The organism is endosymbiont of Ridgeia piscesae (assembly GCF_001443665.1).
GTDB classification, from domain to species: Bacteria; Pseudomonadota; Gammaproteobacteria; order Chromatiales; family Chromatiaceae; genus Endoriftia; species Endoriftia persephonae.
The window spans coordinates 1-15,320 of sequence record NZ_KQ557140.1; the positions used below are offsets into that span (position 1 = coordinate 1).

7 protein-coding genes and 2 pseudogenes are annotated in these 15,320 nt (G+C 61.9%); 4 read left to right on the forward strand and 5 right to left on the reverse strand.

Going from position 1 to position 15,320, the window contains the following annotated elements; all coding sequences use genetic code 11:
- Window positions 1-608 precede the first annotated feature (608 nt).
- From Ga0074115_RS17320 to Ga0074115_RS12135, 4 genes and pseudogenes are all read right to left on the reverse strand, one after another.
- A pseudogene (locus Ga0074115_RS17320) lies at window positions 609-934 on the reverse strand (DDE-type integrase/transposase/recombinase); the annotation flags it as partial.
- Window positions 935-1,041: 107 nt separating this feature from the next.
- Window positions 1,042-4,242 carry an efflux RND transporter permease subunit gene (locus Ga0074115_RS12125; protein WP_060528565.1) on the reverse strand — a complete coding sequence of 1,067 codons (3,201 nt, stop codon included), beginning with the start codon at window positions 4,240-4,242 and terminating at the stop codon, window positions 1,042-1,044.
- Between the two features lie 10 nt (window positions 4,243-4,252).
- Window positions 4,253-5,446, reverse strand: coding sequence for an efflux RND transporter periplasmic adaptor subunit (locus tag Ga0074115_RS12130; protein WP_232433076.1), 1,194 nt, complete (start codon window positions 5,444-5,446; stop codon window positions 4,253-4,255).
- Window positions 5,447-5,449: 3 nt separating this feature from the next.
- A complete protein-coding gene (locus tag Ga0074115_RS12135; protein WP_232433077.1) occupies window positions 5,450-6,715 on the reverse strand; it encodes a TolC family protein in 1,266 nt (421 codons plus the stop codon).
- 777 nt (window positions 6,716-7,492) lie between these two features.
- On the opposite strand from Ga0074115_RS12135, the pseudogene Ga0074115_RS17110 reads away from it, so the two are divergent.
- Together Ga0074115_RS17110 and Ga0074115_RS12150 are read left to right on the forward strand one after the other, a co-directional pair.
- A pseudogene (locus Ga0074115_RS17110) lies at window positions 7,493-7,846 on the forward strand (transposase).
- 14 nt (window positions 7,847-7,860) lie between these two features.
- Window positions 7,861-9,294: a class I adenylate-forming enzyme family protein gene (locus Ga0074115_RS12150; RefSeq protein ID WP_060528567.1), complete on the forward strand. Its 1,434-nt coding sequence runs from the start codon at window positions 7,861-7,863 to the stop codon at window positions 9,292-9,294.
- Between the two features lie 93 nt (window positions 9,295-9,387).
- On the opposite strand, the gene Ga0074115_RS12155 is transcribed toward Ga0074115_RS12150, so the two are convergent.
- Window positions 9,388-11,565, reverse strand: coding sequence for a tRNA(Met) cytidine acetyltransferase TmcA (locus tag Ga0074115_RS12155; protein ID WP_057955179.1), 2,178 nt, complete (start codon window positions 11,563-11,565; stop codon window positions 9,388-9,390).
- A gap of 170 nt (window positions 11,566-11,735) precedes the next feature.
- On the opposite strand from Ga0074115_RS12155, the gene hypF reads away from it, so the two are divergent.
- On the forward strand, window positions 11,736-14,066 hold the full coding sequence (gene hypF / locus Ga0074115_RS12160; RefSeq protein WP_060528568.1) for a carbamoyltransferase HypF: 2,331 nt from the start codon (window positions 11,736-11,738) through the stop codon (window positions 14,064-14,066).
- A 49-nt stretch (window positions 14,067-14,115) separates the two neighbouring features.
- Complete coding sequence (gene amrS, locus Ga0074115_RS12165) at window positions 14,116-15,204, forward strand: AmmeMemoRadiSam system radical SAM enzyme (RefSeq protein WP_057955181.1); 1,089 nt, start codon at window positions 14,116-14,118, stop codon at window positions 15,202-15,204.
- The last annotated feature ends 116 nt before the right edge of the window (window positions 15,205-15,320 follow it).

Here is a 15,320-nt window from a genome sequence, read left to right on the forward strand (position 1 = left end):
ACCTCTTTGGTTTCGATGGTCAGTTAGCACTTCCATCAAAACCGGTAACCCTCACTCTTTTCAAGTCAGGTGTCAGATCAGGTCTGAACTACTACACATGACCCACTATATTTTCGCAACCTGAAACAAGAACTGGCAAGCTTATGATGTGGCCAGATTTTTCTGGCTTGCTTGCTCATGGCCCAAGGGTGTTTGGTGGCCGATAGTTGAGGGGTGCCCCTGGCGTTATAAAACACCTCGATATATTCGAATATCTCCCGCTTTGCGGCTTCCCTGGCTCGGTATCGCTGGTGGTGGGTTAGGGAGCCTCTGATCAAGTCATGAACTCGTATCTTGTGCCCAGAATATCCAGCTTCTGCGTGGCAAATCTCGGCAACGGCTCCATGCGTGACTCTACCTCCTGCATCCATGCGGTCGTTCGCAATAGCCAGCTATCCCCGACAGGGATGTAGGGGAGGAGCGTGAGTAGGGAGCGATAGCTTTACGGGCGATTTGCGCCTTGAATCTAGATATTCTGAATCAGAATCGACTGCGTCCAGACTTAATCAGAGGTTCCTTAGTTCCGTCTTCAAAGTGAGGAAGAAGCTCTCCGCTGGCGCGTTATCTCAGCAGTTCCCTTTCCGGCTCATGCTGCAGATGAAAGCATGATCTCTGATAGTCTTCTGATAGCGAGCAGACGCATACTGATTGCCATGGTCACTATGAACCATCAGCCCTTTGGTCGGCCTTCGCTTCCATATTGCCATCACCAGCGCGCATTAACGCCCAGCCCACAACGGCTCTGGAGTGAGGTCTAGCTACAGCCAACCCCCATCGGTGCGGATGTATGTGATGTCACCGGCGCATACTCCATCTGGTCCTCTACCTGGAACTCTGGGTTCAAACGGCTCGGCGCCACAGGCAGATCGTGATTCGAGTGGGTGGTCGCCTTGAATTTCCGCTGGCTCCTGGCCTCCAGTGCCTGTCGCTTCATCAGCCGACGCACTCGAACTCGACTGAGCGACTCACTATGTTCCTCCCCTGGCTGAATGAGCTGAATCATTACTGGGAAGCATTGGACTGAATCCCCTTTGAAAACACCCGGTAGAGGGTGGGTAGGATAAACAGGGTCAACAGGGTGCTCGATGCCAGCCCTCCGACCACTACGGTCGCCAGCGGGCGCTGCACCTCGGAACCGACGCCGGTGGAGATCAGCATCGGGATCAGCCCCAGTGCCGCAATGGCGGCGGTCATCAGTACCGGGCGTAGACGGGAGAGAGCGCCACGGAAGACCGCATCGGCGGCCGGCACCCCGGCTTCGACGTTCTGGTTGATGGCGTTGACCATCACCACGCCATTGAGCACCGCCACACCAAACAGGGCGATGAAACCGATAGAACCGGGCACCGAGAGATACTGGCCGGTCCAGTAGAGGGCGGCGATACCGCCGATCAACGCCAATGGCACGTTGAGCATGATCAGCAACGCCTGACCCACGGAGTGAAAGGCAAAGTAGAGCAGCAGGAAGATCAGGCCGAGAGAGAGCGGCACCACGATCATCAGCCGCTGTTGCGCCCGCTGCTGGTTCTCGAACTGCCCGCCAAAGACCACCGAGTAACCGGCCGGCAGGTCGATCTCCTCAGCGATGCGTTGGCGTAGTTCAGCCACCAGTCCCCCCATGTCACGGCCCTCCACATTGGCTTGGATCACCACCCGGCGCTGCACATCATCGCGGCGGATCTGCGGTGGGCCGGACTCGATCACCACATCGGCCACTTCGCCCAGACGTACCCAGGCGCCACCGGGGGCCTGCAGTACCAGCTGTTTCAGTGTCTCCGTATCCTTGCGCCAGGCCTTCGCCAGACGCACGGTGATGTCGTAGCGTTCATTACCCTGAATCACTTGACCGGCCTCGGTGCCGCCAATGCCGTCGGCGACCAGATCCATGACCTGTGAAACCGGGATACCGTAGCGGGCCAACAGATCCCGCCGGGGACGAATGGTCAGCTGGGCCTCGCCGGCGATCTGTTCCATCTCTACGCCGCGGGTACCATCGACCCCACGGGCCAGCGCCTCGATGGCCTTGCCTTTTTCAGCGAGTACGTTGAGGTTCGGACCGAACAGTTTGATCGCCAGCTGCGCCTTGACGCCCGAGAGTAGTTCGTCCACGCGGGTGGCGATGGGCTGGGAGAAGCTGAAGAGCAGTCCCGGATGCACCGAGAGGGTCGCCTCGAACCGCTTCTGCAGGCCGAAACGATCCCTGGCGCTGGTCCACTCCTCGACCGGCTTCAAGCCCACGTAGATCTCCACATTGGAGACCGGCTCCGGGTCGCCGCCCAGTTCGGGACGGCCCACCCGGCTGGAGGCGTAGGTCACCTCCGGGAAGTTCATGAGCCGTTTTTCGAGTCGGTTGGCCACCTCTAACGCGGTTTCCAGGCTGGCGGAAGGGGCCAGGGTCACCCGGATGTTGATGGTGCCCTCTTCCAGTTCCGGCACGAACTCGGTGCCCAGCTTTGGCACCAGCATCATGGCCCCCGCGAACATCCCCAAGGCCATCAGCACCACCAGCCATTTCACCTTAAGAGCGAAGCGAAGAGAGTGCCGGTAGAACCACTCCAGTGGCAGGAAGACCGGGCTGTTGCGATGTTTGACGGCTCGGCGGAAGGCGTAGGTGGCGAGGGCGGGCATGACCACCAGCGCCACCGCGAGGGAGGTTAGCATGGCCAGCACGATGGAGATGGCCATCGGCTGGAACAGCTTGCCCTCGACACCTTCCAGCGTGAACAGGGGGGCAAAAACCACGATGATAATGATCACGGCATAGAAAACTGGCCTGCCCACCTCACGAGCTGCCTGCTGGATGCGCAGGGGGATGCCGTGGTGGTCCTGGGCAGCGTCGTAGGGATCAAGATCACCCGGTGCTACCTCTTTCTCGATCTTTTCCAGGTGTTCCTGGTCCGGGTGAGTGAGGTGCTTGAAGATGTTCTCCATCATCACCACCGAGCCATCCACCATCATGCCGATGGCGATGGCCAGGCCGCCCAAGGACATGAGGTTGGCTGAGAGGCCCCAGTAGCTCATGGCGGTCAGGGCCAGCCCGACCGATAGTGGCACCGAGATCAGCACCAGCAGGGTGGCGCGGATATTCAGAAGAAATAGCACCAGCACCACGACGATGAGTATGAAGGCCTCGGTGAGCGCCCGGCTGACGGTCTCCACCGCTTGTTCCACTAGATCGGCCTGATCATAGAAGGGCTCGATGGTGACGCCATCGGGTAGCGCCTGCTGGATGGCGGGCAGGCGCGCCTTGACTGCATCGATGGTCGCCTTGGTATTCGCCCCCAAACGTTTAAGCACGATACCGGCCACCACCTCACCCAAAGGTTCCGACTCCCCTGCGGCGCTGCGACGTGTCATGGTCACCGCACCCTGGCGGATCTCGCCACCGAAGGCGACCTGTGCGATGTCATGCACGCGCACCACCACGCCGTCTTCGTTTTTTAACGGGATGTTGCGGATGTCACGCAGTCCATCTTCGCCCGCGCGCAGCCAACCCACGCCCCGGATCACCAGCTGCTCCGCGCCACGGTCGAGATACCAGCCGCCGGCGTTGCGGTTATTGGCCTCAATGGCTTCGGCGATCTCATCAATGCTGATGCCGTAGGCGAGCTGCTTGCTGGGGTCGACCTGCACCTGGTATTGCCGCACCTCGCCACCGTAGGAGAGCACGTCGGTAATGCCGTCCACCGGCAGCAACAACTGTTTGACTACCCAGTCGTTGAGGCTGCGCAGGGCGATGGCGTCGTGCTTTTCTGGATCGTCGGAGCGCAGGATATATTGATAGATCTGTCCTAGGCCGGAGGTGTTGGGTCCCATCTCCGGTGTGCCCACGCCTTCGGGGATCTGCTCCCGGGCATCCTGAAGCCGCTCGAAGACAAGCTGGCGGGCGAAGTAGATATCGGTGCCCTCTTTGAAGACCACGGTGATCACGGAGAGCCCGGTTTTGGAGATGGAGCGGACCTCTTCGACATCAGGCAGGGCATACATTACTGCCTCGATGGGATAGGTAATGAGCTGCTCCACCTCCTCGGCGGCCAGTCCCTGGGCCTCGGTATTGATCTGCACCTGAACATTGGTGACGTCGGGAAAGGCGTCGAGATTGAGACGGGGTATCAGGGTGACCGCCGCGCCCAGTGCGGCCAGCAGGCCGAGCACCACCAGCAGGCGATTGGCTACCGACCAGTCGATCAGCTTGTTTAACATGGTGCCGCCCTCAGTGGTTGTGGACTGCGAAGCCGGACTTGGCCAGTTCCGACTGCACAAAGAAGGCTCCCTGGGTGACCACCCGGGTTCCCGGTTCCAGCCCTTCGATCACGGCCAGTCCGGGCAGTTGCCGGACCAGCTCCACCTCCTTAGGCTCGAACTCCCCTGGCTCCTCTTCCACGAAGACCTGCCAATCACCGTCGGGGCTGCGTAGTACGGCATCCAGTGGCAGGGTGAGGGCGGTCTGTCCTGACTCGCCGGTCTGGATCCTCGCGGTCACGAACTGACCGGGGTGCAGCCGGTCTGTCGGATTGGCAATCTCCAGGCGTACTGCCAGGGTGCGGGTGGTCTCGTCCAGCGCGTGGTGGATCTGGATGACCTTACCCTCTATCCACTTCCCGCCTGCTTGTACTCGTGCAGGTGCACCGATCTTGAGGTGGGATAGTGATTCTGGATTGATCCGGGCCTCAACCCAGAGCCGGGATTCATCGGTGATATCGAACAGTAGCTGGCCTGGCTCCACCATTTGACCGAGGATGAAGTCATCCCGAATCACCGTGCCTTGTTGGAGTGAGAGCAGGGTAAAGCGTCCATCTGCCTGACTGATCGCGTTCCCTTTGACCAGCCGGTCGGCCTGGCTGGCGGTCATGCCATAGGCCAGCAGCTTGGCACGAGCCTGCTGATAGGCGATTCGGGCTTCCAGATAGCGTCGTTCCGACACCACCTTCTTCCCCAGCTTTTTCACCCGTTGCCACTCCTGGGTGGCTACTAACAGGTCGCCCTGGGCCTCGGCCATGGTAACGCTGGAGAGAGTCACCAGGGGCTGGCCTGTGGAGACATGACTGCCAAGGCGGACATGGCGCTTTATAACCTGGGCCTCGATGCGTGGCGTGACCTGGCTGGAGGCGTAAGCATTGAGCCGGATCTCCCCCGGGGCTTCGATCTCTGTGGGAATGGGGTGAAGGGTCAATCTCTCCACCCGGATCCCGGCACTGTGGCGCTGCTCGTCGTTCAGATGAACACGGTTTTCCTCTTCATGACCGTGTTCATCCTGATGCTCATTTTCATGGCCATGTTCATCGCCGTGGTCAGCCTCTGATGATTCCTCAGCATGGTCGTGATCATGTTCATCCGCAGCGGAAAGCGGATTGGCGTAAAGGAAGATGAGGGTCAGGAGGCAGAGGCTCCATTTGTTAATATGCATTGGTTACTGCTCCTTCGATGTTTTGTTCAGCCACGCGTCCAGGGTGCCGGAGGCGTTTAGCCACTCGACCCAGGCGTCCCACAGATCGCCGTGAAGTCTGACCCCCGCGATTTGTGTATCCAGTGTCTGTTGCACCTGCAGAAGGTAGTCGGTGGTGCTCATCTCACCGGCTTGCCACTGGGTCTCCAGCAGATCGATACGTTGTTGCAGACTAGTTCGTCCCAGGGAGACCCACAGGGACCAGGCATCGGCCACCAGTTTGTAACGCTTACGCGCACTCATGAGTCGGGCCAGTAGATTCCGGTAGGCTTGATGCGCCTCCTGCTCCGCCTGCAGCGCCTCTGCCTGTGCGGCATCTACAGTGCTGCGAAAATCGTTTCTGATCTGAAGCGGGATGGAGAAAGTGAGCGCAACCAGGTTTTCGCTGGCTTCGCGTCCTGCTCTCAGGCCGAAGGTGGGATCGGCCTTGCGCGCCTGATCCGCAGCATGAATCTGCTGCCGGGCTGCACCAGCCATCTGTTGGGCGGTTTGCACCTGTGGATGATTCCGGGCGAGCGCCTCATCATCCGAGGTGTGGGGCAGCGCAGCGGGTAGCCGGTCGGGAAACTTGACGCCGCTGCCTGGTATCTGGCCGCTGAGACTGAAAAAGTCACTTCTGGCCTGGATGAGTTCAGCGCCATTGCTGGCGTGCTGCATGACCGCTTCCGCCAGCGACAGACGGGCCAGTTCCATCTCCGCCTGCGGGATGTCCCCGGAGGCATGACGCTGCTCCGCGAGCCGGGCGAAGCGCTCCAATATCCCAGTTCGGCGCTTGGAGAGAGTGGTGATTTCGTGGTGGGTGGAGACCCTGCCTAGCGCATTGAGCAGCTCGGCCGACTTCGTCAACCGCAGGGCGGCAACGCGTGCTCGGGCGGCATTCAGTTCCGCCTGCATCGCCTGTTCCAGGGCGTCCTGTTTATCGTACCAGTCAATGGTCTGGCTGATGCCGAGGGTGTGGGTGCTGATGTCGGTGCGCTCGGCCTCCAGCTCCAGCTCCGGATTGTTCAGCGGCAGAGCGGCGCCGACAAGCCGTGCCTGAGCAGCGTCCACGGCAGCTTGAGCCGCCTCTATCTCAGGGTTTGATTCCAGTGCGCGGTTGATGATGGCAGCCAGTTGCTGAACTTCCACATCATGGGGGGATTGCCCCTTGGAGAGCGCCGCTGGTGTCCAGGCAGTAAGGGTTAATAGGCAGGCGAACAGGCCTGCACGCGTGCAGATGGAGAACGACATAACCTGAATTCCGTAAGTTCGTAAACAACGAGAACCCGTTACAAACGCTAACCTGGCAAACAGCAGGTGGGTTTATAGCAGGTGCGGGTGAGACGAAAATCAGGCAGAGATTGGAGGGCGGAAAAGGAACGTAGGGGGGGAGGAGACTATCGAAACAGGATAGGTGGTCCGCAAAACGCCACGATCGGCTGACAGTTTAATCGCTTCAGCCCTGTTCAGGCCGAGGAGATGGATGATTCCGTGACAGCAGTGGTCGCTGTCGCTCGCATCGTCCATATCGGACGGGTTTGTTGCGTGATCGCCAATCGTGTGAGTCTGATCCGTCGACAGTTCATTATGCACATCAGCGGCCAACGCCATCCCATAACCGAGGATAGAGACGACCAGCCATGTGATTAACAGACGACGAAGCATTGGTAATGATTTCGGAGTTAACTGAAGCGGCCAATCTAGAGTGCACGACTCGATTAGTCAACCTGGAAACGGGAAGGTTCCGGCAGGTATCGAGCATTGTCCTTCACTGGCCACTTGGGAACAGTGCGTCGATAATCGGGCAATTAACGACCGAATAGTTATCTCCAGTGCATTTGATAGACATCTCGTTCAACGCATTGCAGAGCCGCTTGAGATCATCGGTTTTTCTCTGCACCCCTCTGACGTGCAACACGGCTAGGGAACCACTGATTTAATCGGTTACTCCGGCCACGAAGATGGGATAATCCGAGCGATGATATCGAGACAGAGGACTCTGACATGTAGCAACCTGGCCCAGCCTCACTGGGCCAAGAGCGACAGCAACGCATCACGCGTAAGGCGGCATTTCTGAAGTGAACGGAGGCACTGGTATCCTGGCCAGGGTTGGCGTCGCTCATCGAACCGCATTACCCCAAGGGCAAGCGAGGCCGCCCACCGGTGGGGCTGGATCGGATGCTGCGGCCCTATTTTCTCCAGCATTGGTTCTCGCTCCCGGACGAAGCGGTGGAGGATGCGATGTACGATATGCCGCTATTCCGGCGAAAAAATCGCCCGATGCTGGGGGGCAGCTGGGATCGATTAATTTATCAGCGCTCCCTTAGGATGGTCGGTAGGTTTGACTTCAGTCGAACACAGAATGATGAGACAGAGCAATGATGAGACAGAGCTAGGTGGCAGCTGAACTTTCTCAATGGCCCGGCGACTGGTTGCTCCACGCCGCAGCTCGCTATCCCTCACGATCAGCCATCTGGCTGGCGGATCGACAGTTCAGCTATGCGGAACTTGAACAGCAAGTGGCGCGCTTCAGCCGCCGCCTGCCGCTGGAGCCGGCCGATCGGGTGGTCGGTCTGCTTAGTGCCGACCCCCAGCTGGTCCTATTGCTTTTGTATGCCAGCGCGCGACTGGGGGTCGCGCTGCTGCCGCTCGATCCGCAACTGGCGCCAGAGCGGCATCAGCGCCTGTTGCAGCAGAACGGCTGTCGTCTGCTGATTACCGATCAGCCCTCTGCCGATCACCCTGCGGGAGTCCGGCTGATTCCTGCAGCCTACCTGTTGGGCGACAGCGGGGCAGGGCCAGTTCCAATCTGCAACGTGGTGCCGAGAGACTCCCCCGACCGGATCCTGCTGATTATCGCCACTAGTGGCAGCACAGGCGACCCCAAAGGGGTGATGCTCTCGGCATCCAGCCTGGCTGCCAGCACCGCTGCGGTCAACGCCGCGCTGGGGCTGGGTAGCGCCGACCGTTGGCTCAATTGCCTACCGTTCTATCACATCGCCGGGCTGGCGATCCTCTATCGTTGTTTGCGCGCAGGGGCGGGGGTGGTGTTGCAGCAGGGATTCGATGTGGCGCGGGTGTGGGATGCGTTGCATCGCTATCGGGCAACACATATCTCGCTGGTGCCAGCGATGCTGTCACGGCTGCTCGATCATGCCGAAACCTGTTCGCCCCCCGACAGCCTGAGAGTGGCGTTGATCGGTGGTGGCCCGCTTTCACCCCGACTGGCGCAGCGCGCCCGGCAGCTGGGCTGGCCACTGGTGATCAGCTACGGCATGAGCGAGACCGGCTCCATGTGCCTGATGGATGACAGCCAGCAGGCGGGGTTCGAGGCCGGCGTGGTGGGTGCGCCGCTGGCCGGTTTCGAGCTGCAGCTGAACGGGGTGGGGCGGATACGCCTGCGAGGCCCGGCGCTGATGGTCGGCTACGCCAATCCCCGGCTGCAGCCGGGCACTGGGCTGGAAAACGGCTGGTTCGAGAGCGGCGACCTGGGGCAACTGAGCGAACAGGGGCAGCTGCGCCTGCTGGGGCGGGCCGACGATATGCTGATCAGCGGCGGTCGCAACATCCACCCGCAGGAGGTGGAGCAATGCCTGCAGGCCTGCCCTGGGCTGACGGCTGCCGCCGTGACATCGAGCCATGATCCAGTCTGGGGCGACCGGCTGGTGGCCTTCTATGTGGGGGATATCTCCTGCGATGCTCTTGCGCAGTGGGCGAGGGAGCAACTCCCTTCCGCACTGCGTCCCAGACGCTTTGTCCAGCTCGAATCTTTACCCTGCAACCGCATGGGCAAACTCGATCGACAGGCCCTGAAGGTGCTTGCTGATTGAGCAGATGACAGGTCTGCGTGGAACGCCCTAATATTCCTTTTGGATGCTTTTTCAGGGCAGCGCCTGCCAGCCGGAGTGTCGTCGGTGGGGAGTCTATTCCCCTGTAGTGACGGGCCTGACATCGCTGTAGTGGTGCATCAGCGCGCGTACCGCCTCGCGCAACGCAGCTTCGGTCTGACGGCGGCCAGAAAACCCGCAGCGGCTCGCTGTCTCTGCCCAGCTGTGGTGCTGTACCGCCTTCACTAGCAGCAGTCTCTCCATCTCAACTGCCAGTGGCGCTCCATCCCGCAGCCCCTGCAGGGTCAGGCGGTGGATTGGCGGCAGGGTGATTTCGAACCCCCGTCTGGCGAAGGCGAATGCCTGCAGGTCGAGCCAGTCCTGTGGATCGAGTTTGATGGCTGGCCGGGCAGGGGGGCAGCTCAGCAGCTGCAGCGCCAGGGTTGGATCGAGTTCGCGCAGTGGATCGCCCAGCATCTGAGGCAACTGCTGGTGAAAGCGTTGGTGTGCCAGCTGCAAGATCTGCCGCCCCTCGCTGGAGATCGGCTGCACTACCAGCAGTGAATGGCTGCCGCTGCTGGCGCCGCGTCTCAGGCCGACCCGCAGTGGTGAGAAGCTGCGCTGTTGCCAGAATTGCAGTAGCTCCGGGGTCGCGCCAAAGCTGGCCCCCAGGTAGTCGAGGCGCTGTTCGTTGGCCATCTCACCGGCCAGCCCGAGCAGGCGGGAGCCGATGCCGCTGCGCTGTAGCTTGGGGTGGACGGCGATGCGCATGATGCGTGCGCCGCGCAGGCAGGCGCCTTGTTGCATGCCCAGGTGAGCGCTGAGGGACTGGGCTAGTAGGTGGCCCCGTGGGCGGCGCTCACCGAGGCGGATCGCCTCCGCCATCTCAGTGGAAAAACCGCCCTCGAGAGCCACCAGCGCGGTAGCGATGATGCGTCCCTGCTGGCGTGCGACCGCGATCTGCAGATTGGGGCCATCCAGCAGCTGATAGAGGTCGAGGGGCGAGGTGCGGTAGTGGGCCAGGACCAGCAGACCGAACAGATCGGTGAGGGATTGTCTATCTGCGATGAGCTGGTCCCGCTCGAGCCACTCAAATTGCAGCGCCTGCTCTCGGCCCTGCGGCAGTACTGCGATCTTTGCCGGCGCGGCGTCCAGCGCCAGGGCGCGGAACAGGAAGCGTTCCAGCGGGTCATCCGGAGACCAGCGGATTGGCTGTTCGAGGCGGATCTCCCGCCACTGGGGGCAACGTTCACTCAGGTGCTGGCGGAAACGCACCGCAAAACCTCGACCGCTCCCCTCGTAGCCGTGGATGGTGGTGGCGAAGGCGATGCGCGGATAGCGCTCCAGCAGCTGTTCGAGCAGGGGGGTGGGGATTGCTGCCGCTTCGTCCACCAGCAGCAGACTGGTCTCGCGGGGTGAGTGGATCAGTTCATCCGGCGCGGCAAACTGGATGCGGCCCTGTTGGTCGTGGATCGTGCCACGCCCGACTTCTGCGTCTGGCAGTAGCCGAGCCGCCTGTTGGAACAGGGCGTCGCAGGCCCCCAGACGAGGGGCGGTGATGCTGATCTCGCTGCAGCTGTCCCCTAACAATAGCCGTGCTGCGGCAATCCCCAAAGCCGCGCTTTTGCCACGGCCGCGGTCGGAGATCAGTACCACTGGCCGGCGGCGGTGACCGGTCATGCAGTGCTGGATCGCCCCCACCGCCTCGGCCTGGTCCTGGGTGCGGCACTCCGGGTCATTCGACGCTGCAGATGGAGAGGCCGGCAGAGGAACGGGCAGGGGTGGCACGGGTTGATCCTGTTGCAGGGTCAGGCTTGCCGAATCCTCCCGGATAATCTCCGTCAGGCGCTGCAGAAAGCGTCCGGCGAGTGGCTGATCCTCAAAACCTGCCACTCGGATGCGCGCCTGCTGTGGATCGGGGTAGTTGCGCCACTCGTCCAGCGGCGGGGCCAGCAGCAGCAACAGACCACCGCCACGCAGGGTGCCCGATGCGGCGCCAAACAGGTTGGGGTCGAATCCGCTGAAGGCGTCGTAGACCAGGTGTGTGCTCTCTCCACCGAGCCAGCCGACCGGGCGCCCCGGGGGGGATGCCTGCAGCCCTTCCGGGGCCTGCCCGCCGATCCAGCGACACTCCGGCAGCGGGGCCTGGTGGATGATCTCTGTGGCAAGCTCACGGCACCACGGCTCTGCCCCTGAGACCACCACCAGCCGCCGCCGATTACCGCTGCGGGCCTCGGCCAGCAGTACCTTGATCTGTTCGATGGGGAGTTTCATGGGCGGGATGATAGCGCCTCGGCCGGGTTTGATCAGGAATATGCATTCGGATGGAGTTTCGCAGTAGTATGAGCAACCTTAACTCCCGCCGCTCAACAGGCCATTTCATGCTGTTCAGAACGTCTCTACGGGCCGCTGTTTCACCATTGCCCAGTCCAGCCAATTGAGTCATGCCCGCTGAGCAGATCCGGGTGCGGGGACTGGTGCAGGGGGTGGGGTTTCGCCCCACCGTCTGGCGCATCGCCAGCCAGCTGGGGCTGCAGGGCGATGTGAGCAACGATGGCGAGGGGGTGCTGGTGCGGCTCTGGGCCGATCGCCATGCCATCGGGCGATTCTGCGAGCAGTTGCAGGCAGAGTGTCCACCGTTGGCGCGCATCGATTTCATCCAACGCCAGCCGTTTGCAGATGCCGCACCCGCTCAGCCGGGCTTTCAGATCATCGCCAGCCAGAGCGGTGGGGTGCATACTGGCATAGTGCCGGACGCAGCGACCTGCCACGCTTGCCGCGAGGAGATCTTCGACCCGGCCAACCGCCGCTATCGCTACCCTTTTACCAACTGTACCCACTGTGGCCCGCGCCTGAGCATCATCGAGCGCATCCCTTACGACCGGGCCAACACCAGTATGCGCCTGTTCCCCATGTGTCCGGTCTGTAAGGCGGAATATCTAGATCCGGCGGATCGCCGCTTCCACGCCCAACCCAACGCCTGCCCGGTCTGTGGCCCGCAGCTCTGGCTGGAGGATCGGGCGGGAGAACAGATCGAGCTGACAGCTGAGGAGCGGGATCCTATCGACAGCGCCAGTCGTCTACTGCGGCAGGGGCAGATCCTCGCGATCAAAGGGATCGGTGGGGTGCATCTAGCCTGCGATGCCGCCAACCCGGCGGCGGTGGCGCGTTTGCGTCAGCGCAAACGGCGGCCGGCCAAACCCTTCGCCCTGATGGCACGGGATGCGGCGGTGATTCGTCGCTACTGCCGGCTGAGTCGGGAGGAACTTGATTTACTGCAGAGCCCGGCGGCGCCGATCCTGCTATTGGATCAGCAGGGGGAGACGCTGCCCGAGGCGCTAGCGCCGGGGCAGGCCAGCCTCGGTTTCATGCTCCCCTACACGCCGTTGCATCAGTTGCTGTTGGCCGATTGGGAACGCCCGTGGGTGATGACCAGCGGCAACCTCGGCGAAGAGCCTCAGTGCGTCGGCAACCACGAGACACGCCGGCGCTTGGGTGAGATCGCCGATGCCTATCTGCTGCACGATCGGCCCATCGTCAACCGGGTCGATGACTCGGTGGCGCGGCTGGTGGCTGGGCGGCCGCGGCTGCTGCGACGCGCAAGGGGTTATGCGCCGGGGCATCTGGCGCTGCCGCCAGGGTTCGAGCAGGCTCCCGATCTGCTGGCGCTGGGGGGGGAGCTAAAGTCGACTCTCTGTCTGCTCAAGGATGGCCAAGCGATCCTCACTCAGCACCTGGGGGATCTGGAGAACTACCCGACCTTTCAGGCCTACCAGCAGACCCTGGCGCTCTATCAGCAGCTCTACCAGCATCATCCCAAGCGGTTGGTGGTGGATAGCCACCCCGGCTATCGCTCTCACCGCTTTGGCCGGGAGCTGGCGCAGCAGCAGGGGCTAGCGCTGGAGCGGGTGCAGCATCACCATGCCCATATCGCCAGTGTAATGGCAGAGCGGGGCTGGCAGCTGGATGGCGGTCGGGTGCTAGGGATCTGCCTGGATGGCTCGGGCTACGGCGAGGATGGTACCATCTGGGGCGGTGAGCTGCTGCTTGTCGACTACCGTAGCTGCCAGCGTCTTGGGCATCTACAGACGACGGCCTTGCCCGGTGGCAGCAAGGCGATTCAAGAGCCCTGGCGCAACGCCTTCGCCCAGCTCCACCGTTGCTTCGGCTGGTCCCAAGTGGAGCGGCAGTGGGGCGGGCTGGAGGCGATCTGCGCCCTGCGACAGAGGCCGGTGGCGGCCCTGCTGACGATGCTTGAGCAGGGCCTCAACTCCCCGTTGAGCAGCTCCTGCGGCCGCCTGTTCGATGCGGTGGCGGCACTGCTTGGCATCTGTGCGGACGGTATCGACTATGAGGGGCAGGCGGCGGTCGAGTTGGAAACGGCAGCGATGGCGGCTGTTGAACGGCTGCCGGAGCCCTACCCGTTTGGATTCAACCGAGAGGAGGGCGGTCTGGTGCTCGACCCCACTCCCATGTGGCGGGCCCTGATGCAGGATCTGGCCGATGGGGTCTGTAGAGAGCGGATCGCCTACGCCTTTCATCTGGGGCTGGCCAGCGCACTGGTGAGGGCGGTCCGGCAGCTGGCGGAAGTGCACGGGATTCAGACGGTGGCGCTCTCGGGCGGGGTGTTTCAGAACCGTAGCCTGTTTGAAGTGATTGTCGAGTCGTTGCGAAAACAGGGTCTGCGGCTGCTGAGCCATGAAGCCGTGCCCAGCAACGATGGTGGGTTGGCGCTGGGGCAGGCGGTGATTGCCGCTGCCCGGCAGATTAAATAGTCGAGCTGGTCTGCTAGATTTAGATTAGAAGCTCGAAAGAGGGTGTGTGATGATGGCAAGCAGCGCCTTTCCTACCAAGTATTGGCACCGCCTGGAAGATGGTCGGGTGCAGTGCGACCTTTGTCCCCGCTTCTGCAAGATCAAGGAGGGTCGGCAGGGCTTCTGCTTTGTGCGGGAGAACCGCCAGGGCGAGCTGGTGTTGACCACCTACGGGCGCTCCAGCGGCTTCTGTGTCGATCCGATCGAGAAAAAGCCGCTCAACCACTTCCTGCCCGGCACGCCGGTCTTCTCGTTTGGCACCGCCGGCTGCAATCTTGCCTGCAAGTTCTGCCAGAACTGGGATATCAGCAAGTCCCGCGAGATGGATACCCTGGCCGACAGCGCCTCGCCGGAGACCATTGCCCGTACTGCCAGCCAGTTGGGCTGCCGTAGCGTCGCCTACACTTACAACGATCCGGTGATCTTCCACGAATATGCTATCGACGTGGCCCAGGCCTGCCGCGAGCTGGATATCAAGTCGGTGGCGGTGACTGCCGGCTATGTCTGCCCTGAGCCGCGCGCGGAGTTCTATCGTTACATGGACGCGGCGAATGTGGATCTGAAGTCGTTCGATGAGGGATTCTACCATAAACTGACCGGCGCCCATCTGCAGCCGGTGCTGGAGACGCTGCAGTATCTGAAACATGAGACCGATGTCTGGTTCGAGCTGACGACCCTGCTGATCCCCGGTGAAAACGATTCCGAGGCGGAGATTGAGGCGATGTGTCAGTGGGTGGTGGAGCAGTTGGGGCCGGAGGTGCCGATGCACTTCAGCGCCTTCCACCCGAGCTGGAAGATGATGGACCATCCAGCGACACCGGCGGCGACCCTGACGCGGGCGCGGCAGATCGCGCTGCAGGCCGGGGTTCGCTACGCCTATGTGGGTAATGTGCACGATCCGGCGGCCGATAGCACCTGGTGCTCCAATTGTGGCGAGCTGCTGATCGGTCGAGACTGGTATCAACTGAGTGACTGGAATCTCAACGCCGAGGGGGCCTGCCGATTCTGTGGCACGCCCTGTGCCGGTGTATTTGAGGCGCAGCCGGGTGACTGGGGTGCCCGGCAGCAGCCGGTCAGACTGTCGAGTCAGGGTGCCTGAGTGCATCCGGGGGAGGAGCGATGGGCGGGGTACGCACAGCAGCAGTAGCGGGGCTTTTCTATCCGGATGCCCCGGCAGAGTTGAGAGCGATGATCGATGACTATCTGGGGTAGGCG

What these genes read in the sequence shown, in the direction of transcription:
- amrS (WP_057955181.1), top strand. Translation starts at nt 14,116, where the DNA reads ATGATGGCAAGCAGCGCCTTTCCTACCAAGTATTGGCACCGCCTGGAA.
- Ga0074115_RS12135 (WP_232433077.1), bottom strand. Translation starts at nt 6,715, where the DNA reads ATGTCGTTCTCCATCTGCACGCGTGCAGGCCTGTTCGCCTGCCTATTA.
- Ga0074115_RS12155 (WP_057955179.1), bottom strand. Translation starts at nt 11,565, where the DNA reads ATGAAACTCCCCATCGAACAGATCAAGGTACTGCTGGCCGAGGCCCGC.
- Ga0074115_RS12125 (WP_060528565.1), bottom strand. Translation starts at nt 4,242, where the DNA reads ATGTTAAACAAGCTGATCGACTGGTCGGTAGCCAATCGCCTGCTGGTG.
- Ga0074115_RS12130 (WP_232433076.1), bottom strand. Translation starts at nt 5,446, where the DNA reads ATGCATATTAACAAATGGAGCCTCTGCCTCCTGACCCTCATCTTCCTT.
- hypF (WP_060528568.1), top strand. Translation starts at nt 11,736, where the DNA reads ATGCCCGCTGAGCAGATCCGGGTGCGGGGACTGGTGCAGGGGGTGGGG.